This is a genomic window from Flammeovirga sp. AWQ4_249, from assembly GCF_056161045.1.
The window spans coordinates 101881-124886 of sequence record NZ_JBSWYJ010000001.1 but is presented as its reverse complement, the minus strand read 5'-3'; the positions used below and the strand labels follow the sequence as shown (position 1 = coordinate 124886).

At 32.4% G+C, this 23006-nt stretch carries 16 protein-coding genes and 1 pseudogene; 9 read left to right on the top strand and 8 right to left on the bottom strand.

The genetic code is table 11. The features are described 5' to 3' along the window. Window positions 1–189 precede the first annotated feature (189 nt). The 4 genes from ACXAHM_RS00525 to ACXAHM_RS00510 form a co-directional block, all read right to left on the bottom strand. Window positions 190–4032, bottom strand: a complete 3843-nt coding sequence (locus ACXAHM_RS00525; protein WP_474958431.1) for an ATP-binding protein — start codon at window positions 4030–4032, stop codon at window positions 190–192. Between the two features lie 344 nt (window positions 4033–4376). Continuing rightward, entirely contained in the window at window positions 4377–5993 is a 1617-nt protein-coding gene (locus tag ACXAHM_RS00520; protein ID WP_474958430.1) for a sulfatase family protein, read from the bottom strand. Between the two features lie 22 nt (window positions 5994–6015). Then, a complete protein-coding gene (locus ACXAHM_RS00515) occupies window positions 6016–6684 on the bottom strand; it encodes a carbohydrate binding domain-containing protein (RefSeq protein ID WP_474958429.1) in 669 nt (222 codons plus the stop codon). Window positions 6685–6799: 115 nt separating this feature from the next. Next, entirely contained in the window at window positions 6800–7477 is a 678-nt protein-coding gene (locus ACXAHM_RS00510) for a hypothetical protein (protein ID WP_474958428.1), read from the bottom strand. A gap of 215 nt (window positions 7478–7692) precedes the next feature. On the opposite strand from ACXAHM_RS00510, the gene ACXAHM_RS00505 reads away from it, so the two are divergent. From ACXAHM_RS00505 to ACXAHM_RS00495, 3 genes are read left to right on the top strand one after another with little or no spacing between them, the layout of a single operon-like run. After that, window positions 7693–8187, top strand: a complete 495-nt coding sequence (locus ACXAHM_RS00505) for a hypothetical protein (RefSeq protein WP_474958427.1) — start codon at window positions 7693–7695, stop codon at window positions 8185–8187. Window positions 8188–8190: 3 nt separating this feature from the next. Then, entirely contained in the window at window positions 8191–8751 is a 561-nt protein-coding gene (locus ACXAHM_RS00500; RefSeq protein WP_474958426.1) for a YceI family protein, read from the top strand. Then, window positions 8748–9620, top strand: coding sequence for a DUF5777 family beta-barrel protein (locus ACXAHM_RS00495; protein WP_474958425.1), 873 nt, complete (start codon window positions 8748–8750; stop codon window positions 9618–9620). The genes ACXAHM_RS00500 and ACXAHM_RS00495 overlap by 4 nt, the downstream gene beginning before the upstream one ends. A gap of 60 nt (window positions 9621–9680) precedes the next feature. Here ACXAHM_RS00495 and ACXAHM_RS00490 read toward each other — a convergent pair whose 3' ends face one another. Then, complete coding sequence (locus ACXAHM_RS00490; protein WP_474958424.1) at window positions 9681–12533, bottom strand: glycoside hydrolase family 2 protein; 2853 nt, start codon at window positions 12531–12533, stop codon at window positions 9681–9683. 871 nt (window positions 12534–13404) lie between these two features. Here ACXAHM_RS00490 and ACXAHM_RS00485 point away from each other — a divergent pair. Both ACXAHM_RS00485 and ACXAHM_RS00480 read left to right on the top strand, forming a co-directional pair. After that, complete coding sequence (locus tag ACXAHM_RS00485) at window positions 13405–13566, top strand: hypothetical protein (protein WP_474958423.1); 162 nt, start codon at window positions 13405–13407, stop codon at window positions 13564–13566. 175 nt (window positions 13567–13741) lie between these two features. Further along, window positions 13742–15400 (top strand): sulfatase family protein, encoded by a 1659-nt coding sequence (locus ACXAHM_RS00480; protein WP_474958422.1) that lies wholly within the window; start codon window positions 13742–13744, stop codon window positions 15398–15400. Window positions 15401–15460: 60 nt separating this feature from the next. Here ACXAHM_RS00480 and xerD read toward each other — a convergent pair whose 3' ends face one another. The 3 genes from xerD to ACXAHM_RS00465 form a co-directional block, all read right to left on the bottom strand. Then, window positions 15461–16366, bottom strand: a complete 906-nt coding sequence (gene xerD, locus ACXAHM_RS00475) for a site-specific tyrosine recombinase XerD (RefSeq protein WP_474958421.1) — start codon at window positions 16364–16366, stop codon at window positions 15461–15463. 3 nt (window positions 16367–16369) lie between these two features. After that, complete coding sequence (locus ACXAHM_RS00470) at window positions 16370–16663, bottom strand: hypothetical protein (RefSeq protein WP_474958420.1); 294 nt, start codon at window positions 16661–16663, stop codon at window positions 16370–16372. An 84-nt stretch (window positions 16664–16747) separates the two neighbouring features. Further along, on the bottom strand, window positions 16748–17359 hold the full coding sequence (locus tag ACXAHM_RS00465) for a hypothetical protein (RefSeq protein WP_474958419.1): 612 nt from the start codon (window positions 17357–17359) through the stop codon (window positions 16748–16750). 342 nt (window positions 17360–17701) lie between these two features. On the opposite strand from ACXAHM_RS00465, the pseudogene hisE reads away from it, so the two are divergent. The 4 genes and pseudogenes from hisE to ACXAHM_RS00445 all read left to right on the top strand — a co-directional run. Then, a pseudogene (hisE, locus tag ACXAHM_RS00460) lies at window positions 17702–17974 on the top strand (phosphoribosyl-ATP diphosphatase); the annotation flags it as partial. A gap of 66 nt (window positions 17975–18040) precedes the next feature. Then, the gene (locus tag ACXAHM_RS00455) at window positions 18041–18391 is read left to right on the top strand and encodes a hypothetical protein (protein ID WP_474958418.1); all 351 of its coding nucleotides are present in this window, start codon (window positions 18041–18043) and stop codon (window positions 18389–18391) included. A 346-nt stretch (window positions 18392–18737) separates the two neighbouring features. After that, window positions 18738–20243, top strand: a complete 1506-nt coding sequence (locus ACXAHM_RS00450) for a helix-turn-helix domain-containing protein (protein WP_474958417.1) — start codon at window positions 18738–18740, stop codon at window positions 20241–20243. Window positions 20244–20401: 158 nt separating this feature from the next. Continuing rightward, window positions 20402–23002 carry a TonB-dependent receptor domain-containing protein gene (locus tag ACXAHM_RS00445; protein WP_474958416.1) on the top strand — a complete coding sequence of 867 codons (2601 nt, stop codon included), beginning with the start codon at window positions 20402–20404 and terminating at the stop codon, window positions 23000–23002. The last annotated feature ends 4 nt before the right edge of the window (window positions 23003–23006 follow it).

Genomic DNA, 23006 nt, shown 5'->3' with positions numbered 1-23006 from the left:
TGTGGTAGCGAACAGCCTTTATAAGCTCGTTAGAAGGTTTTTTCGGTAGAGATTAATTGAAATTATTTTATCATTTTCTATTTCAGTTAAAAAAATTAAGAGGTTTAACGATGTGTATATTGGAGTAACTAAAAATGAAAAGGATGTAATTCCAAGTTTTAAATTTGAAATTACATCTCATATGTCCTACTAAAAAACGACATCCTCTCGAACTGATTCTATAAATTCTTTAGGTGTTTTTCCCATATGTTTTTTGAAGGTTGTACTAAAGTATTTTGGATCATTAAATCCAGATTCATACGCTACATCAGCTACCCTTAAATCACTTCTTGTTTTGAACAATTCAACTGCGTGATTTATTCTAATTTTTGTAATCAAATCGGAAGGTGACATCCCCGAATGTTTCTTTAATTTTCTGAAAAGATTCGATCTACTGTAACCCATGTTTTCGCAAAGCGTAACAATATTGAATTCCTTATTCGTTACATTGGCTTTGATTTCTTCCACCACTTTAGACAAGAAATCTTGTTCAACTGAAACAGGTTCTTCTACCTTTTCTTTGTCCGCTTCGTTGATCAACTTCTTCATGAGATGTCTAGATTTTATTAGATTCCCTATCGTAATTTTCAACATTTCCATTCTAAATGGTTTCTCCACGTAAGCATCTGCACCTAATTCCAACCCTTCAATTTTATCTTCTACTCTTCCTAATGCCGTCAACATGATAACAGGAATATGGCTTGTTTTGTAATTATGCTTAATGATATGACAAAGTTCCTTACCACTCATCAATGGCATCATCACATCCGTTAGAATTAAATCAGGTCGTTTTTCTAAAGCCAACACAAGTGCTTCTTTTCCATTTGGAGCCTCAATAATTTTGTAATCCTTCGACAGTTCTGTGACTAATGTATGTCTGATGTCATCATTATCTTCTACGATAAGAATTGTTTTTTCTTCCGTTAAATTTAATTGTGGTAAATGATCATCTTCCTCCACTTTGATTTTTAAGATTTCCTCTTCTGAGAAGTGAGCTTTACCAGCATTCAACTCAATCGTAAACTTTGTTCCTAGGTCCGTTTTACTTTCAAAATAAAGAAAACCTTGATGCAACTCTACAATCTTTTTCGAAAGTAAAAGACCAATACCACTTCCTGAAACACTACCTGCTTCTGCATTATTGGCTCTGACAAAACGGGTAAATATTTTCTTTTGTTGACTTTCTGGAATTCCAATACCGTTATCGATGAAATTAATCAATACTTTACCATTTTCTTCTGATAAATTAATTTTGACTACACCACCTTTGTTCGAATATTTAATCGCATTTGAAATCAAATTATTAAATACACGAATCATTTTTTCTTTATCAAACCAAACTGAAATCGGCGTAATTGACGTTGTAAATATCAGTTCTTTATTGTCGATCATTGGCTTGAAATCCAATAAGATTTCATCAATCAATGATTTGATTTCAATTTCTTGGACTTTTAAATTCAATTGATTTCGTTCCGCTTTTTGGAAATCAAGCAATTGCGTTACGTATTCATTCAAATGCTGTGTATTTCTACGGATTAAGCTAATGGCATTATCATGATTTTCTCCTTTTAAGATCTGATCTGAAGACAGTTGAATCAATGATACTGGCGTTCTAATATCATGAGCGACATCGATAAAGAACTTAATTTTTTCGTCTGAGAATTTTTCACTTTGTCTTGCCTTTTGGAATTGATAGAATACATAAAAACCACCTGTTACAATTACAAAGTAAAGTATGAAAGCATAGATTGTTAACCAAAACGGCTCATGAATATGAATATCCAATACATAGGCATTATTGGTCATCATACCGTCAGAGTTGATCACATCCAATACCAATGTATATTTTCCAGATGGAATTTTGGTGTACGTGATTTGTTGACCATCCTCTAATAACAAGGGTTGATCGTCATACCCTTGTAATTGGTATCTGATTTTATTCTTATTCTTACCATATAAATCCAGTGCATTGAAAGCAAATGAAAGTGTATTTTGATCGTAAGCAAGGTCAATTTCATTCTTAAAATTCAAATTGATATTTGCTTCTTCAGGGAGTACTTGACCATTCACCTCAAAGTTCTCAATAAATACTTTCGTTGCTTGATGATTCTTTTTAATGTTCTTCGGATTAAATGTCACCACTCCTTCAGGTCCTCCAAAAGCGTAAGTACCATCTTTGAATTTTGTACTTGCTCCAAATCCAAAACCAGACATTTTGACTCCATCTTTCTCATCAAACCTTCTTAAGAATTTATCTTTTTTGAAGTATTTAAAAAGACCTTTGTTAGAACTGAGCCATAAGTCGCCATTTTCATCCTGATCAATCCCATATACAATTCCTACTTGAGAATTATTTTCAACCAATTCTGCTTTCTTAGTTTTGGCATTATAACAAATAAGTCCCATTCTTCCCCCAATCCAAATGATTTTCTCATTTGTAGGTTTGATATCATGTGTATCTTGTATGATGCTAAAAATGTTATCGACTTTATTTCCATCTGGTAATGCTACATCTATTTTATTTACCTTACTATTTGTTTTTTTGATTTCAAATAATCCATCCCATCCGGCAACCAATACCGCATTTTCTGACCAAGGAATAACAGATTTTATATATCCTAAACGAAAACTAGATATAAATTTATCGTCCTTGAAATAAGATAATGGAGCGTTATTACCACCAATCCAAACTTCATTGTCTTCTTCAAAAACAGACACCGAAAAGACATGTAAATTCTCTTTAATTGGAGAAACAAAAGCCTTTTTTGCTTTTAAAGTTTTAGGGTTAATTAAAAAACTACCTTCTCCATAAGTACCTGCTATTATTTGACCTTTGTAAGGTGTTAGCGTAAGGATAGGCGTATTTTTAAGGAGATTAGTTTTCTTCCAGTTTCCTTTTGTATCTAAAATATCAATACCCGTTTCAGTACCAAACCAAATATTATCATTTTGATCTTGATGAATAGAACGTACAAAATTATCCGAAAGACTATTTTTCTTATTCAGAATATGTTGATAGTTATGAAAAGGATTGGATTCAGTATAAAATAAATCAATACCTCTTTCTTTTAATCCAAGCCAATAGACATTATTATCATCTACATAAATATCCGTCAAATCATTTTGAGTGATTGAAGAAGCTTCATCAGGATTATGTTTATAATGCCCTTTTAGATTAAAATGCTGATCAACAATTAATAAACCATTACCATCTACACCTAATAAAGCATTGTTATTTTTATCAAAAGTGATCGTTCTGATTGTATTTCCTTGAGGATAACCTTTAATCTTAATTGGATATACCTTACCATAATCATAGATAAATAAATCTGCATTATTGGCTGCTATCCAAAAACGTCCTTTTGAATCAAGGGCTACATTGAAAACATCTATGTTTTGGGTCAAAGATTCTTTGACAAAATATTTATTGTCTTTTCCTTTTGCCAATTCAAATAATCCTGAAGCACCTGAAACATAAGTTTTATCCTTCGTTTGGATGATTTTCCTTACGATTGACAGTTGACCACCACCTATTCTTTTTGAGAGTGTTTTTGTTTTGAGGTTTAATACTAATGCACCATTTTTTAAACCTAATAATAGTTCTTCATCATTAAGTACACCTGCAGAAATAAACCTTCTTTTAGGGTAATTCGCTATCGTCACAAATTTATCATGTTCAAAATCATATTCAGCGATTTCTCCAGCTCTTGAAACTACAATCAAACGATTTTTATACTTTATAATTTTGGCGATGTAAGCATTTCCTTTATTATTTTCTAAAGTATATTGTTTGAATTTCTGACCAGAAAAACGAAAAATTCCAGAACGAGTACCAACCCAAAGATAACCTGAAGTATCTTTTTCCATTGTCGTTACTGACCCATTGATTATACCTTTTTCATTATTCAAATGTCGTATTTCTACTGCTTGTAAGGTTAGTGAAAAAGTAAGTATTAATATTATTGTTTGTAATAAAGTAGTTATACCTTTCATACTTTTTATTGAAAATTGTTGTCAAGGTTTTCTACCTGACCTAGGTAAAAAAAATTAATACTCAAAAAGTAGTTAATATATTGACCACAAATTAAAAAAATCATTTCATTTACGCACATTTTGACATACTATTAACACTCTACAATTGCCCGCACAATGAAAAAAGTCAAAAACATCATGTCATGTGGTATGCATTCAATATGTAGCATTTAGACCTAGATTCAAACGATTGACCAATGATCAAACCTTTTTGAACCTAGAATTGAGACAATTTTGAACTAAACAAAAAGCCTCAGTAACATTTCGTCACCAAGGCTTTCTGTTCAAAATATATGGATGTTAGTCTAGAATCCTTTTTTATACTTTCTCTTAATTCTAGCATCTGTTTTATTCATCATCTCATCAAGATTATCTTCTTTATATTCTTTTTGAAGATCTAAAAGTTGATTTTTCAATGCTAAAGTTACCTCTTCCATTTCTGGTTGACCATATACGTTTTGCAACTCATTAGGATCTTCTTTTAGGTCAAATAACTCCCAATGATCTTGTACAATTCCTTTTGCTTTTTCAGGATTGTAATAGAAATGAATTAATTTATAACGATCAGTTCTTATGCCATAATGTGGTTGAACGTGATGCCACCATGGGAATTCATAGTAATGATAATACATTGCATCTCTCCATGGACTTTCTTCATCTCCTTCTGTAATTGCTTTGAATGATTTCCCTTGAATATCCTCCGGAATTTCTACACCCGCATAATCTAATAATGTCGGTGCGAAATCAACATTCATCGCAATTTTCTCTGATTCTGTATTCGGTGCGATATGATTTGGATAACGAATAACGAAAGGCATACGTAATGACTCTTCATACATAAAACGCTTATCGAACCAACCATGTTCACCTAAATAAAAACCTTGATCAGAAGTATAAACTACAATTGTATTTTCTGCTAATCCAGATTCATCTAAATAGTTTAATAGCTCACCAATATAATGATCAACACCTTTAACACAACCTAAATAATCTTGCATGTACTTTTGGTACTTCCACTCTTTTAGTGCTTGACCTTTTAGTTCAGGATCTGGAGACCAAATCACATCATTGTTATTACCTGCATCATACCATTGTTTCAATTGCTTTTTTGTAAGACCTTCTTGACGAGGGTGAACTTTTAAATCAGCTCTATTTAAGTTTCTTTCGATACTTTGCCATTGATCAGCAGCAGCCAAACGACCGTCATAATTGTCATTGAATGTCTCCGGTTCAGGAATTTTCACATCTTTAAATGTATCTGCAAATTCAGGGTCAGGCTCCCATGGTCTATGTGGTGCTTTGAACTGATACATCAACATAAATGGCTTGTCTTCTGACCTTTTGTTTGTCAACCATGCTTTTGCATCTTCCCAAACTTGACGTGTAGAGTGGTATCTAGTTTCTGTCACTGTATCTTTTCCATTTTCTAAGAAAACAGTATTAAAATAAGTACCTTGACCACCATGATTCAACATTACTTTAGAATAATCAAATCCCGTTGGAGCAGAACCTAAATGCCATTTACCTACCACAGCAGTTTCATATCCTGCATTTTGTAATAGCTTAGGAAAAGTTTGTTGAGTACCATCAAAATCTCCGCCTTTTTCATTTTTGTAGAAGCCATTGATATGGCTAAACTTACCTGTTAAGATGGCTGCTCTTGAAGGGCCACAGATTGCATTTGTACAAAAAGTGTTTCTCATGATCATCCCTTCTTTTGCCAAGCGATCAATGTTAGGCGTAAGATCTGGGAAAGTTTCTGCTAATTGTCCTCCATAAGCACTGATCGCCTGAGTAGCGTGATCATCACTCATGATAAAGATAATATTAGGTCTTTTTACTTCGTCTTTATCTTGTGTAAGCTTTGAACAGCTTCCCAAAAAGCCAAGACAAGCTAACCACAATAGTATATTTTTTTTCATGTCTCTTAAAAAATTGATAGTCTTACTTCGATACTTTTTTCATGACGTATTCTATTCCTAGATCATCGATGTAAAAAGTAGTATTTGGTGTTTTCCCCAATAATAAAGAAGGAGTAATGTATACAAAACCTTCTTTAAGATCTTTCTTAGAAACAACTACTTGTTTTTTGATCTGTTTCCATTCTGTTGTTACTTTAAAATCTTGAACAGCAGGCTTAGGATTCTTTAATGCAAAGTTTTTACCTTGAGCATCTAATTTTCTATCTTGCTCTTTTGCATCTTTTGAGGTAAATACTTGAATCTTTACTGTTGCATTTGGTTTAGATGCTTTGATCCAATAAGAGATCTGATATTTACCTGGGCTTTTAATTTTAATAGGATCATTTTTGATCATCCCTTTGTAAAGCACTTTTGCTTCAGCATTTGTTGACACTTTTAAAGAATGACTTCCTGAATGAGCTTGCTTATCTGTAATACTCATCTTTTCTTTAGCAAAAGAGTTCGCATATAAGATATACCATCCTTCAACTCCTTTTTTTCCTTTTCCAGGCATTGCTTTTCTTTGTTTCAATGTAGTTTCTCCTTGTTCGAAGTCTACATTAACACCTCCTTGAATAGGCTTGTAAATTAGGTCTTGGCCAAATAATAAGTTACCTAAACTGATAAATACGATTGTAATTATATATTTCATTTCAAAGTTTGATTAGTTCGATAATTATAGTCCAAAGGTATTGTATTCCTCCTTTTTAAAGGTTGAATTATGTTGCATAATGGTTGAGAATCTAGCAATCGTGCTTATTAGCAGCCTAACGATTGATTTGATCTGGTTCTAAGATATTATATCCTTCCAACACATTCTCTGTAAATGCTTCTTCTAAATTGGTATTTGACCAATCTACCACCGTTAGTAAATTTAACTTATAAAGATGTTTATACATTTCATCGGAAAATACTTGTTGTTCAACATAAGAACAATGTTGGCGATTTTCTCTCATTTTATCCTTAATCGTGGGATTATTTTTTCCATATTCCATAATTAAAAGAGAATTTTTATATCTCATATCTCTCATTGCATACAAAAGTCTTTCTCTTTGGATATCTCCCAAATCCGTGATAAAACTAATTTTTTTCAATCGAAAAATGGTCAAATGAAAACAGCGAATATTTAAGAAATCTTCAGCTGACAAAAGATTTTGCAAAACTTTATTCGTTTTTTGATCCACTTCTTTCTTTAACCTTAATTTTTCATTTGCCGTTAATGAAGTAACATTATGTATGCTGTCTTTTTCAAGAAACCTTTTTTTGTAAAGCGTGAATATTTCTTGTTTTGTTTCATCATCTAATCTTATAAAAGAAGAATACTGCTCAATCCACCCATTTATCTGTTCATTTTTTGCTTCTGGCAAATAGCTTTTCTTTTGAGCCAATACCTTTATATTCATTAAACATAAAATCAAAAGCAATTTCATTATCATTTCTTTCATAGCTTCTATATTAAATAGTGTCAATAGTAGTTAGACTGTTCCTTTCAAATGTATTCTTGAAAGCTATAAATTGAAATATCATTTCTTTAGTTAAACAGCTTATTCACCTATTCGGTCAGAAATTAAACCTATTGATATCCAAAACATTAAGACCATTTCAAAACAAAGCTCACATTATGAGGTTAATAACTTGTAATCAAATATCAATCTACGTTATGAAGACTATCTACAAAATTGCATTTCTACTTTTGATCGGCTTTTCATCTTGTGAAAGTGAATCGGCTGACCCTAATCCAACAAATACGAATACACCAACGAATCCAACCAATGGTGTGGAGGATGATCAAGTCACATTTACAAAAAATAATAATGCAAATCCAAATGATGTTAGCAATCAAGATCGAATTACTGACAATGTTTGGATAACAAGAGGAAATGATGGAGGACAAATTTTTAATATTAAAGTCAACTCATCTTATAACAAAAATAATAGCCCTGTAGGTACAGCATGGGCGATTGGTGATAAAGAGAATAGAGAAAATTTGACTTTTGGAAACTTCAGAAGCATTGTAAAACCGAAAGAGGCTGTAGGTCGTAATTTGGTTGTTCATTTAATTGAAGATGATATCTATTTGAATATCCGTTTCACTTCTTGGTCAAGTGATAGAACAGGTGGATTCGCTTATGTTCGTGATGCTGTTCCAGAATAGATTATGAAAACTTCAAAATATCTATTGACAAGTCTATATATGTTTGTCTCTTTTCTTATTCTAACGCAAAAGGGACAAGCACAGGACTATATTTTGGACAAAGAAGGCGAAATTATCTTTTTTTCCGATGCTCCAATTGAAGAAATAACAGCGACAAGTCATAAAGCTATGGGCATCATAGATACAGTTAAAAATCAAGTGGCTGTATCCATTTTGATGACAAGTTTTGAGTTTAAAAATCAACTCATGGAAGAACATTTCAATGAAAACTATGTTGAATCTGAAAAATACCCTAAAGCTACTTTCAAGGGAACACTCTCCGAAAAAATAGATTATAGTACAAACGGAAAATATGAATTATCGGTTACAGGCGACCTTTATATCCATGGAAAAACAAAGCAAACTACCTCTTCAATTATCATTGAAATCAATGACACTCAAATCAAAGCAAATACAAAATTCATGGTTGCTCTCAAGGATTTTAAAATAAAAATACCAAGTATCATGTTTAATAAAATTGCGGAAGAAGTAGAGGTTACCTCCAATTTCACATTCAAAAAATGAAAACATACTATCTCTTCACCATCTTTTTATTCTTCAGTACAATTTGTACTGCACAGGATGACCTTTTGAATATTCTTGAAGAACAAGAAGATCAAACTGAAAATCCCTATGTATATGCTACTTTTAAAGGTACGAGGCTGATCAATGGACATACTGTAGAAACTCGAGGTAAAAAAGAATTAGAGTTTTTGATCTCTCACCGTTTTGGTGAAATTAGTTCTGGAGCCTATGAATTATGGGGCCTTGATCAATCCAATATTCGTCTTGGATTAAACTATGGTTTAACTGACCGATTTACCATTGGTATCGGCAGAAGTTCATATGAGAAAACGTATGATGGTTATTTAAAATATCAACTTCTAAAGCAAAAAAATAAAGGCTTAGGAATGCCTTTGTCACTAACTATTTTTGCTTCCACTGCTATTGTTACATTAGACAATCCTATTTTCGAAACATTTAATAATCGATTGTCCTACACTACACAACTTCTAATTGCTCGAAAATTCAGCGAAGGAATTTCCCTACAATTAATGCCAACATTGATTCATTTCAATCTTACCAATCCTATTCAAACGGATCAAGATGTCATCGCTTTAGGTATTGGAGGACGTTTCAAACTGAGTAATAGAGTCTCTCTTAATCTAGAATATTATCCACGTTTGAATGCAACAGATGATATATTTTATAATTCTTTAGCGATTGGTTTTGATATAGAGACAGGAGGTCATGTATTCCAATTACATGTTACGAATAGTAGACCAATGATTGAAAAAGGTTTTATTGCTGAAACTACCGACGACTTCTTTGCAGGAGACATTCGTCTAGGATTTAATATTTCTAGAAGTTTTGCCATGGGTAAAAAGAAATAAAAAAAGGTGAAGTAAGCACTACTTCACCTTTTAAGCAATATATAACTGTATTCTATTTTACTATTTCGTTTTCTTCGCTTGTGAGACTGATTTTGCAACATTATAACCTGTTACTCTTAGTTTCACTTCTTTCGTTAAGTTATGCTTGTTTAACTTCACAGTGCGAGATTCACCTGGTAATAATGTGAAATAACCTTCAGAGAAATACGCAGGTAATACCAACTCATTTGTATTTACATCCAATGCATTCAACTTCACATTTAATGCCGGTGTATTTGTTTCATTTTTGATTTCATAATAAATGAAGTCTTTATCACGAGAAGCTTCTGCAGTAGTCAAATCAATATTTGACAAAGCATTCATCGCTTGGAAATTACCACCTTTTGTAGTTTCCCAATATTCATTGACTGAAATTTTATTCCCTTTACGATCTTCTAATGTCAACCTTACTAAATGAACTGCATTTTGATCTGATGAAAAGTCCTCCTCAATAACAGTTTGCATACTGTTAGATGCAAGCGTAACATTTACTTGAGCAGTTTTTAATGTTTTACCTGTAATATCAAATACTTCTACTTTTGCTACTGCATTGTTTAAGTCAGTAGATGAAGCATTGATCACTTCTACAAAACCTGAAGAGATGTTCTTTTGAATATGAAGTGGCTCAGATGCTACTTTTGAGCCAAAATAAGAACCGAAAGTTTCATAATCCCAAGAATATACTTGCCATACTGTACTTGGCCAAGCTGGATGTGTCATCCATAATAATAAACCTGTTGTATTGTTCCATAACTTCGAATTCCAAGCTTCAAACATAGCTCTATGGCTATTATAATTTACGAATTGTGCTTTTCTACAGAAATCATCGATATCAGTAGCGGTACCGTATAATTCGTCGATATGTTTCACATATTTTTCTTGTCCCCAGTGGAAATCATGGTATGCCCAAGCATCACTTATCGGCCATAAATCCTCTTCTGCCATCATCTTACGCATTGATTCAGCCGTAGGAACTGAAGTAGTTCCTAATTCTGTTGAAAAACCAAATGCTGACTTTTCAGGATAGAATTTTTGATCTGGAAAGTAATGCCAAGGACCCGAGTTTCTTAAATTTAAGTTTCTTGAATTTCCTTGATAGAAACGTGTACCATCATATTTTGTCACTAAAGTAGATAATTCAGTATCTAATTCTACTGGAGCATAACCTTCGTTACGTGGACACCAAATCGCAAGTGAAGGGTGATTTCTATATCTTAAAACTACGTCTTTTGCATTGTCCATGAATAAATCATAGTCATTAGGCAATAAATTGTAATCCTGAGTAGACAACCAGAAGTCATTCCATACCAACATACCATATTCATCGGCTAATTCATAAAATACCTCTTCAGTGCTTTCACCTGTCCAATTTCGAATTAAGTTGAAGTTAGCATCTTTGTGTAATTGGAAATAAGGTTCCATACGGTTTCTTTCCGTACGTTTCATACCATCATCCATACCCCAGTTACCACCTTTGATAAAGATTGGTGTTCCGTTTACTTTGATTACTAAGTAAGGATTAAGATGAGTATCTTCTCCTTTTTCAAATTGATCAATAGAAAAACCTTCCGCTAATTTTGGTACAAATACCCCTTGAAGCTCTTTTCTTGGCTCTCTATTATTTAAGAAATGTGTTTCCGCAGTATCATCTATTGGATTATAATTGATTCTTACATTTTGTTCTTTTTCTGTATCAACTGTTAAACCAAAAGTAAGTTCACGAATACCAAATCGTACTGTTTTCGCATCTAGAACCTTATCAGCTTCTTTCACTGTTAATTCTAAATTATATAATTCTTGCTCACCATAGCCATTTGGCCACCATAAACGAGGATTTTTAATCGTTAATTTCTTGTATTCTTCTGGAGTAAAAGTAACTTCCATTGTTGAATTTGGAGCAATTTCAACAGTTTTAGTCACTACATTTTTCTCAATTTTCGCCTCGATCGTAGCCTTAATTTTCTTAGAAGAACTATTTTCAAAAGAAGATTGGATCGTTAAAGCCGCCTTTGTATTTTCTGGTAAGTTAAGATCCGTAATTACAAATGGATTTTGAATAGCAACAGCACCTTCATAACGCACTCTCACATCTTGCCAGATACCAATATTTCTATCACGAATACCAGGAATCCAGTCCCATCCTTCTGAAGAAATAAATGTTGGGCCATCCAAACAAAGTTGACCACCATTTCTACCTCTGTCTTTTAAATGTGCTTCTTGAGGAATACCGGGGTTAGGTGGAGGTAAAATTTGAACTGCTAAAGCATTTTCTTTATCACCATTAATAAAGTCTGACACTTCAAATTTACCTCTTACAAAAGCACCGTCAAGTTGACCGACTTTTTGACCATTTAACCACACAATTGCACGGTAATTAATACCGTTAAACACTAAATAAATATTATCACCAGCTTTTGATGGGTCTACTTTAAAAGTAGTACGGTACCACCAGTTTTTTCTTGATAAATCATCTGGAATTAAAGTATTATTTAATCCAAAATATGGATCAGGGTAGACTTTTTCATTCACTAATGTTGTCAACACAGTACCTGGAACAGTAGCGTCATACCAGTGTTGATCATCATAGTCTGTTTCTGATAATAAAAAGCCTGTATATTTTAATTTTTCTTCTTCCAATAATTTCCATCCTTCTTGTAGGATAACTTCATTTTCAGAAGATGTTAATTTTTCAGGTTGTACAAATGGTCCTACTCTAAAGTCTTTGTCAATAGAAGAGGCTTTTGTAACAGGAACTGTTGAAGGATCTTGAGGTCTCCTCTCTCCAAATTGCCCTGTAGTTTTAACAGGTTTCTGTGCTAATACGATTCCACATTGGAAAAGTAAAAGCAAGATGAGTAATACATTCTTTTTCATACTTGCTATATTTAATTTCTTTTTTCTTTCTTAAAAAGTAGTCACACATTCTTAATTTCTATAATATGCTATAAGTAGTCAGCATTAATTATTGTTGTCTGATTGTTGACGATTGCAAGTTGATTATTCGCTCATTAAAAAGGGTTTAATATTGTTGCATAAAGGTGAACAATGGGTGCAAAACTGGTCAAAAGGGCTCATATGCTCTGTTTTAGTTCATTATTACTTAGATCAGCGACCATATTTTTAACCTTTCTTTATTTTTGTAAAAGTTGAATAGAAAATACATTACTTTTAAAGTAGATTGATAATCAAACAAAACGGCTACGCTTATATTACGCTAATGACTAATTTTAAAAAATTCCTTCTCATTAATATTGGCATCACATTAGTGAATATCATCATTAATTGTATCCTATTTAAGCAGCCTTTACTTCATGATATGAGTGCGGTAATAGTTTTGATTTGGGCTGTACTCGGATTCATTCTAAACTTTATCATTTTCTTTGTTCCGATCAAAGCTATCCAATGGATAACCTTTCTACTTCCCATTCTTATTTCTATTTTCTTATTATTTAATGCTGAATCAGACCTTCTATTTTATAAAATAATGTGTGGGGTATTTTCTTTAAACTTTTTACTCAGTACTTATCCAATACTAATTTATATAGCTAATAATAGGTAAGTATATATGATTACTCATTAAACTAAAACGGCTAAGAATATGGTATTCTAAAAAAAATACTATTAAATTAATTTTGATTAGATAAACCAATACATCTATAATCTATTCACTAATTTTATTCTTTAAACAAACTAATTTTTTATTACGGCATACGTAACAATCGAAGGCAATAGATACGAAAAAGAGTTGTTAGACTTAGCAAAAGAGCATACAACTGGTAGAGGTGAAGGAAGAATCTCTAAGGACGAAGTAGAAGATCTATTTAACTCTGCAAATGATGGTCGTGGTGTTACTGAAACGGAATTGAATACACTTAAGTATATCCGTGAAAAAATCGCTGTATTATAAGAATTACATCTTTTTTTCATGAAGAGCCCTTGGAATATCCTTGGGCTTTTTTGTACTATTTTTTATGTAATAGTCTACGATTCTTTACATCTCCCAATAATCTCTTCTAAAATCATTTCTACCTAAAACATTAATAATTAAGTTTGTGGACAAGCTGACCAAGGTGTGTTTCATCATGAACAATCCTTTTTGGATGATTATTAAACCTAATTCATGTGTAGTATCTCTACATTTGAAACATAAAGATTTTTTAAAAATTGAAATGATTATGAAAGGAAAGAGCTTTTTTGGAATTAGCTTATCACTGCTTTTATTGACAAACCTAATTACTTTTGGCCGTGATAAGCAACCTACTTCGAGACCTAATATTTTGTTAGTGACCGTAGATGACATGAACTGGAATTCAGTAGGTGTTTATGGAGAAAAACTTCAAAATATCACTCCACATATTGATGCCTTTGCCCAATCAGGTAAACAATTTAATTATGCTTATGTTCAGTCTCCAAACTGTTCTCCTTCTCGTGGAGTCATTCAATCGGGTATGTATCCTCACTCTAGTGGAATGAGAGGGTTTTATTATGTGGATTTCAAACATAAATCTCTACCAGAAGTATTAGAGGATAATGGTTATTTTACCGCCGTAGTTAATAAAATGGTAGATACTAGTTTATCCCCCAAAATGATAGATGTTTGGGATTATGTAGGTAAGTTTAAAGGGAATGAAAAACGTACTGCAGCCAAGTATAAAGAAAGTATGGATGAGTTATTGACAAAAGTAAAAAAGGAAGATAAACCTTTTTACTGTGTCGTCAATATTGCAGACCCTCACAAACTATTTCACAATGATCCAGGAACAAAGAAGGAAGGATATATTGATCCAGATCCTTCTACGCTCTATCAAAAATCTGAGGTAACAATTCCAGAATTCCTTCCAAAACATCCAAAAATCAAACAAGAAGTAACCAACTATTACAATTCTGTCAAAAGAGCAGATGATTGTTTTGGTGCATTAATGACTTCTTTAGAAAAGAATGGAATGAGAGAAAATACATTGGTAATTTTCTTATCAGATCATGGTATGGCTTTACCTTTTGCAAAAACTTCTTTGTACCAAAATGGTGTGCGTACTCCATGGATTATGTCATGGCCAAATCATATTTCTGAAGGATCAATAAACCAAGAAAACCTTATTTCAGCGGTAGATTTTATGCCTACAATTCTAGATATTCTTGATATCAAAGCGGGCGATCATTTACAAGGTGACTCTTTCAAAAATTTATTGGAAGACAAAAAGTTGAAAAAAGACAAGGAATATGTTTTTGTTGAATACAATGAAAATGCGGGTGGAATTCCAAGACCAATGAGAGGTGTGATTAACGGAAAATACAATTATGTATTCAGTCCTTGGGCTACTGGAAAATATACTTTCAAAAGTGCTGCAATGTCTCACACTTCTTATAAAGTGATGAAAAAAATGGCAGAAACTAATGCTGACGTGAAAGCAAGATTTGACTTCTTGAACAATAGAACACTAGAAGAATTTTACGATTTGGAAAAAGATCCGAATACTTTGAATAATTTGATCAACGACCCCGCTTATCAAGATGAAATTCAAAAAATGCGCATTGCATTAATGGATTGGATGCAAGAAACAGATGATTATTTATTAGAAGCTTTTCAAAAGAAAGAAGATGTTGATTTCTTAAATAAAGTGATCGATAATGAAGTAAAAGAGGCTGCAACAAGAGCTGAATCTTTACAATGGAAACGTTTCAAAAATTCGGCAGGAGGTACTAAGAAAAATACAGAACTCTATCCTATGCCTAGTAAATAAGGCTGCAATAATTCATATCAAAAAAGGGAGAAAAGCATCAACTACTTTTCTCCCTTTTTTTTATTGAACTCTTGGATGAAATTCAGTGATCACTTGCTGTAAATATTCTTTATTTAAGTGAGTATAAATTTCAGTTGTTGTAATTGACTCATGTCCTAACATTTCTTGAACAGCCCGAAGATCAGCACCTCCTTCTACCATATGAGAAGCAAAGGAATGTCTAAACGTATGTGGACTAATATTTTTTCCCAATTGCACTTCTTCTGCTAATCTTTTAATAATAGTAAAAATCATTACTCTTGTCAATTTTGCTCCTCTACGATTTAAGAAAATAATGTTTTCAGATCCTTTTTTGGGAGTCTTTGTGATACGATCATGCTCTAGATATAAATTAATTTGATGAGCTGCTTCCTCTCCTATTGGCACAAATCGTTCTTTATTTCCCTTACCAATTACTTTAATAAAACCTTCAGCTAAAAATAGTCCATCCAAAGTCAAATTAATCAACTCAGAAACCCTTAATCCACATCCGTAAAGTACTTCTATAATGGCATGATTTCTCCTACCTTCATAGGTGTTATGATTGATACCTTCTATTAATTTATCAATTTCTTCTACCTCTAAAGTATCTGGCAGCTTTTGGGTTAAACGAGGTGTTTCGATCAATTCTACCGGATTGTTATCCGTTTGGTCTGACTCATTTAGATATTTATAAAAAGATTTTAGACCTGATAATATTCTTGCTTGACTACGTGTTGAAAGGTGAATTTCTTGATCTAAATAGACAATAAAAGCCACCATATCTTTTCGTGTTGTCGTTGAAGGATGTAGCTCTACTCCTACTAACTCTATATATTCTGTCAGTTTAGAAACATCTCTTAGGTAAGCTTCAATGGTATTTTTTGACATACCTCTTTCAAGCCTTAGGTAAAGAGCATAATCTTTAATGGCAATTTTCCAGTTCATAGCTTACATATTAGACCACCTTTCTCTCATTTTTTGCTTCTCCCATTCCCTTTTTACGGCAAGACGTGCTAAAGCATCTGCAATATCTTCGATACTCCCCAAGGTAAAAGCTTCCTTGACCAAATCTTCTTTGACATCAATTCGATATAGTCCATTCATCAATTTTGAAGAATCATTTCTTAATAAATGCTCAAAATACTGAGATAGTTTATCTCTTGCATCTCCAAATGTTGGAGGATTGTACTCTTCCTCTATTTCGAAGCGTTCTCTTAATTTATTCCAGGTTTCTAAATACATACTTAAAGGTAATCAAAAAATAAAAGGCATTGAATTCAAAATTAATCAAATTCAATGCCTTTCTACTTTTCATTCTGTAAGAAATTAATCCCACTCATCAGCTTCAATAGCTTCCAAAACTTCCACTAAACCGTCAAAAGTATTTACGCCTACTGAAACTTCAGAACCTCCTTTTAATGCAATTCCTTCAGGTTTTACATCTTCTAAGATTCCTTCGATTGTATTTTCATCAAAACCTCCAGAAAGTAAGATTTTATACTCTTCTGTAAATGTTTTTACTTGATTTAAAATCTCTTCTGTTAATTCTTCCTCAAACTCTAATAAGAACATCTCTACCTGATGATCCAATAAAGACATTTCTTGTTCGATATCAGCTAAAGGCTTATTTACTTTAATTTTAAAGATAACTGGCTTACCTAATTTTGATAAGTCATTGACTAAAGCTGCGTTATCAGTCACTAAAACATCAATTGCTTCGTAGTCCTCTAAATTGATCTCAGCAGTTTCATAAATTTCTCCTGCAAATTTAATCCCAGCCAACCAGCTAGCGATCTCTTTGAATTTATCTGGAGAAACAAAGCGTGCATGAGAAGCTTCAATTGGAAATCCAATTAACTCTACGCCCATACCTGCACAATATCTACCATCTCCTAAGTTATCAACATCTGATACGAATACTCTTGTATTAAGTGCCATATTCTAAATCTTTTATATTAAGAGTCTACCCAAAATAGAATAGAACTTTGATTTTTTTTATTATTTCTGCAAAGGTTGCAAAATTGATTGAAACCAAAAAGCCTGTTTATCAGTTTTATTAGTAAGAAGTCGCTTGTTAGATTATTTTTAGAAATAATACATTGAAAATTCACCAGCATTTTCTAAAAAATTTATTTAAAACAATAAAAAAACATTATTTCTATAGATTATAGTTTATAAACTTCAGTTCTGATCTAATAAATCAGTAACTTTGGAACTAATAAGTGGCTCTCATGAGCACATCTACTGTTAACTAAACAATAAAACAATATGGCTATTAAATTTCTTGAAGCTTTAGAACAAACGATCAAAGAAAGATATGAGTCTCCATCAGACACTTCTTACACTAGCAGTTTGTTTGCAAAAGGAATCAATAAGGTCGCTCAAAAAGTTGGTGAAGAAGCGGTCGAACTTGTTATCGAAGCAAAAGATGACAATGAGGAGTTATTCTTAAATGAAGCAGCAGATTTAATGTACCATTATATTGTACTATTACGAGCTAAAGGTTACAGTTTAGAAGATGTGACGAAAATATTGGAAGAACGTCATAAATAAATTATAAAGTATGGTTTGTTTTGATTATCTTCTCATACATATAAACCGTACTACCCAAGAATAACCATGAAAACCATAGAATCCATCACATTTCAAAACTTTGAGATCATTGAAGATTACCTAGAAGGTAAACTGAGCAGCGTCGAAAGCCAAACCTTATTGCGAAGGTTAACAATCGATCATGAACTTAGAGAAGATTTTGATTTGGTCGTGGAGATGAGTACTGATATGGTCTCTTGGCCTGTTGAGAAAAAAAATAGAATACGAGTTGCCTTTGCTACAAGACATTCTAAAGCTGTGATAAGTCCAAAAAGAGCAAACATCGCAAAAGACCTTGTTGCTTATGGAACTGCAACAGTCGCAGCAGCTGGATTATTAGTCTTTGTCAGTGGATTATTTGTCTTCTTTGCATCATAGATATTCAGACATAAAAAAGGCTACCTTCTGAAAAGGTAGCCTTTTTTTTGAAAACGAAAAATTATATATCTGATTATCAGCGTAAAATATCTTACTGAGTAGAATTTCTTACAGTAACAAATCAGTGTTTTGTTAATTGTTATTACAAATCTAAGAAAACGAAATACTAAATGAAAGCGAAATTTCGCAAAAAATCCGATTTTTTATTAAATCTATACTATTTTTGTGATTAATCTTCGGAATTAGGTCTAGAAATTCACTATTGAACATCTTGAACTGTTGCTACTTAGTGTAGTTTTCGACTTAATATAATGAAATAGAAACCAAGTAAAGTCAAATATATCCTGTGATATTAGAAGAAAATATTCGTCTAATTTTCGGTCTTAAAGTCCGAATGTATAGACAAGAGCAAAAATTGTCTTTATCAGAATTAGCGAAAAAGGCAGAAATGTCTGTCTCTTACATCAACGAAATTGAAAAGGGAAAAAAGTACCCTAAAAGAAATAAAATTACTTCTCTAGCTGCTGCTTTAAAGATTTCTTATGACGAATTAGTGTCTTTGAAAATTTCAAAAAAACTGGGCGCTATTTCAAAGTTATTAAACTCTAACATTCTACAAGAATTACCTTTAGATGTCTTTGGTTTAGAACCTAGAAACCTATTGGAATTAATGTCAGATGCCCCTTCAAAATTATCTGCTTTTGTCAATACAATTGTTGAAATTTCAAGAAATTATAACCTAACAGTTGAGAACTTCTACTTCTCAGTTTTAAGATCATATCAAGAAATACATGATAATTATTTTGAAGAAATTGAAGTAGCTGCAAAAGAATTTAGGAGAAAAATTATAGATCCTGAAAAACCTTTGGAGTTACAACTACGTCAGTATCTTACTACTTTTTGTAATTATAAAATAGACGAAGATAGCCTATCTCATCATACTTCTTTGGACTCACTAAGAAGTGCACTTAAAGTAGAAGAAGATGGTACGCATGTCTTGATGATCAATAAAAAGCTCAATGAAAGAAGACGTACTTTTATTTTTGCTAGAGAAGCCGCTTTTCAAGTATTAAAACTCCAAGAAAGATCGTACACTTATTCTTGGATGAGAGTAGAGTCTTTTGATATGCTCTACAATGATTACATGGCAACATATTTCGCTGGTGCATTATTAGTTCCTGAAGAAGAGTTAGTCAAAGATGTTGGCGAAATCATTCAGAGTAATACTTTCTCAAACCAAGGAATTTTAGACTTGATTCGAAAGCACAATACTTCACCAGAAACATTCTTATACCGTTTAACAAGTATTCTTCCAAAGCATTTTGGTTTAAGTAAAATATTCTTTTTACGCTTAGATCATGTACCGGGCTCAAACCGATATTCGTTGACAAAAGAATTACACTTGGATGGATTACACAGTCCACACGGTACTGTTTTAAGTGAACATTATTGTAGAAGATGGGTTTCATTAAAAATCTTTGAAGATCTTGAACAAACAAGATTGGAAGGTAAAAAAGATAAATATATCTGTGATGCTCAGACTTCTCGTTATATCACTTCTGGAAAAGAGTATTTCTGTATTAGTGTTGCAAGACAAGTTCCATTAGTGGAAGAAACAGTGGATACAAGTATTACTATTGGGTTCTTGATCAATGACAATTTCAAGGAAAAGTCTAAATTATGGCAATCTGAAAAGGTGAGAATGGAATTTGTCAATGAAACTTGTGAACGATGCCCTTCTGTGGATTGTACCGTTCGAGCTTCTGAGGCAGTAGTATTAGAAAAAAGACAACAAGAAAAAGAAAGAATTACGGCTTTATCTTCACTCTTAGGAAAAACAATAGAAAACTAAGGAAGAAAAGCTATTTTTGATAAATCATTCTGAATAAAGGTATTCTTATTACTCAAAAAAGAATACCTTTATATATATTTTTTGATAGGATATTTTATTAACACTAACCTTTGACTTACAGAGCTAAATATATCTTCCTACTCTTACTACTCTTTTTTTTGCTTATTACGACAATTAACGCACAAGAAAAAGAGACGAAAGTCTATGATTTTAATTTTATTAAAGTCAGTTATAGTGATGCTATACTCTACCTTTCTCAAAAATGTGACCTCAACTTTATCTACAGTGATGATAACCTTCCTGTTGCCAACAAATTTTCCTACAAAAAAGATAATGCAACGGTAGAAGACGTTTTGGATCAATTATTTACTGGTAAATATTTAGCTTATCGAAAAGAAGGAAATGATGTAATCATCAAAGTGGTCAGAATTCCTTTAGATTCAAAAGAAGGACGAAGACTCACTAAATATCCAATTAATGGTATCATCAGAGATAGTCAATCCAAAGAAACAATTATTGGAGCAACAGTTTTTTTTGAAGACATAGATATCGGTACGGTAAGTAACTTTAATGGATTCTATTCTATTTCGGTACCAAAAGGAAAATACCATGTTTCGGTAAAATCCCTTGGTTTTCAACCGTTAGATACTTTAATACAAGTGGAGAATAGTCAAGATTTAAATTTCAGTCTAGATATTCAAGAAACTAAATTACGAGAAATTGTAGTATTATCAAGTAACTCAGAGGTTTACGAAGGTATTTTACAATTAAGTAATATTACTACAATTACTCCCGAAGCAACTAATGAACTTCCTTTGATTTTAGGTGAAGGAGATGTTATGAAATCACTTCAATTAATGCCTGGTTTTAAACCTGCCAATGAAGGAAGTAGTGAAATCTCAGTGCGTGGTGGTGGTACAGATCAAAATTTATTTTTAATAGATAATGTTCCAATTTATAACGCTACCCACAGTTTAGGTTTCTATTCTATTTTTAATACAAACTCCTTAAAAACTGTTCAAACTTATAAAAGTGGTATCCCCTCTCAATATGGTGGTCGAGGTTCCTCTGTAATTGATGTCCATTTGAAAGAAGGAAATAATCAGAAATTTAGAGTTTCTGGTGGAATTGGCACGATGTCAGCCAACGCTACTATAGAAGGTCCAATTGCAAAAGATAAAGCTTCTTTTATTATCTCAGGTAGACGTCCTTATGTCGATCTTTTATCTTCAGGATCTTCTGGAGAAATCAATACGGTAGTTTTTTATGATGTAAGTACAAAATTTAAGTATCAGATCAATCAAAAAAATGCTATTACCCTTTCTAGCTATTTGAGTAGAGATGAATTGTCTTATCAAAATATATCATCAAGTGAATGGGGAAATAACACCGCTAATATTGCTTGGACCTCCCTCCTTTCTCCAAAAGCTTATAGCGAACTTACTTTTTGGTTTACAAAATATGATGTTTCCAACATTGTCAATGATATTCCAGAAACTAGCTATAAAACAACTTATGATCTTAATGATTATGGTTTAAAATATAGAGTTGAACAGTATTTATCCCCTAACATCACTTTAAAATCAGGGTTTGAAAGCACTTTACACACTTATAATCAAGGTAGTATAACCCCTTATGATGAAGAGTCAATTATTACACCTAACGAACCTCAGGATATTAGAGCCTTAGAAACGGGCGTATTTACTGATTTTGAATGGAACTTTAATCAAAAAATAAAAATTGGTTTAGGTTTACGTTATTCGCGATTTGACAATGTCAAAAATGAAAGAGAGTATGTCTATGATATTGAGCCGTATACTCAACTTTCTGACAGTATTTCTGATGGAAATATTATTGATACAGTAAGGAATAGCGGTATTGAGTTTGATCATAATTATCAAAATTTTGATCCAAGATTTTCTATCAGCGTTGCCTTAACTCCGAATCAATCTTTACGATTGGCTTATGATCGATTGACGCAATACTCTCAAGAACTTGCATTAACAACCTTACCAAGTAACTCGGGTGTATGGATTCCTTCAAATAAATACATCGAGCCTTTAATCAATAATCAGTATTCTGTTGGTTATTTATTGAAATTCAAAAAAAATATGTATGACTTTTCTTTGGACTATTATTACAAAAATTCCACTGGTATATTAGAGTTTAAACCTAATGGAAGATATGTAGTAACAGATCATGTGGAAACGGATGTTACATCAGGAATTGGGAAAAGTTATGGTGTTGAATCTTTATTTAGAAAGAGGAAAGGAAAATTGACGGGTTCAGTATCTTATACCTACAGCTTTTCTTATATGCAAGTCGACCAAATCAATAATGGTGATTGGTACCCAACAAATCAAGATCAAAGACATGTTTTCAACATTCTCGCATCGTATCAAATCACAAAACAAATCCAGTTTTCTGCTGTTTGGAACTATGCATCCGGACGTCCTTATACTGCTCCAGTAGGTAAATATTACAAAGAAGGTTACGTTGTTCCAATTTATGGAGATAGAAATGGGGCTAGACTTCCGAGTACTCATCACTTAGATATTTCATTGACTTTTTATCGAAAAATGAATGAACAGAAAAAAAATGAAAGTAGTTTCAACTTCTCTATTTATAATGTTTACGCTAGAAAAAATACTTTTTCATATATATTCAGAAGTCAAAAGAACAATCCTACAGAGCTAGAAACGGTAAAAGTTTATTTATTTAGTATCTTGCCTTCGTTTAGCTACAATTTTAAATTTTAATGTG

Excerpts from the sequence above, each read along its gene's own strand:
- ACXAHM_RS00525 (WP_474958431.1), bottom strand. The coding sequence starts at position 4,032 with ATGAAAGGTATAACTACTTTATTACAAACAATAATATTAATACTTACT.
- ACXAHM_RS00520 (WP_474958430.1), bottom strand. The coding sequence starts at position 5,993 with ATGAAAAAAAATATACTATTGTGGTTAGCTTGTCTTGGCTTTTTGGGA.
- ACXAHM_RS00515 (WP_474958429.1), bottom strand. The coding sequence starts at position 6,684 with ATGAAATATATAATTACAATCGTATTTATCAGTTTAGGTAACTTATTA.
- ACXAHM_RS00510 (WP_474958428.1), bottom strand. The coding sequence starts at position 7,477 with ATGAAAGAAATGATAATGAAATTGCTTTTGATTTTATGTTTAATGAAT.
- ACXAHM_RS00505 (WP_474958427.1), top strand. The coding sequence starts at position 7,693 with ATGAAGACTATCTACAAAATTGCATTTCTACTTTTGATCGGCTTTTCA.
- ACXAHM_RS00500 (WP_474958426.1), top strand. The coding sequence starts at position 8,191 with ATGAAAACTTCAAAATATCTATTGACAAGTCTATATATGTTTGTCTCT.
- ACXAHM_RS00495 (WP_474958425.1), top strand. The coding sequence starts at position 8,748 with ATGAAAACATACTATCTCTTCACCATCTTTTTATTCTTCAGTACAATT.
- ACXAHM_RS00490 (WP_474958424.1), bottom strand. The coding sequence starts at position 12,533 with ATGAAAAAGAATGTATTACTCATCTTGCTTTTACTTTTCCAATGTGGA.
- ACXAHM_RS00480 (WP_474958422.1), top strand. The coding sequence starts at position 13,742 with ATGAACAATCCTTTTTGGATGATTATTAAACCTAATTCATGTGTAGTA.
- xerD (WP_474958421.1), bottom strand. The coding sequence starts at position 16,366 with ATGAACTGGAAAATTGCCATTAAAGATTATGCTCTTTACCTAAGGCTT.
- ACXAHM_RS00470 (WP_474958420.1), bottom strand. The coding sequence starts at position 16,663 with ATGTATTTAGAAACCTGGAATAAATTAAGAGAACGCTTCGAAATAGAG.
- ACXAHM_RS00465 (WP_474958419.1), bottom strand. The coding sequence starts at position 17,359 with ATGGCACTTAATACAAGAGTATTCGTATCAGATGTTGATAACTTAGGA.
- ACXAHM_RS00455 (WP_474958418.1), top strand. The coding sequence starts at position 18,041 with ATGAAAACCATAGAATCCATCACATTTCAAAACTTTGAGATCATTGAA.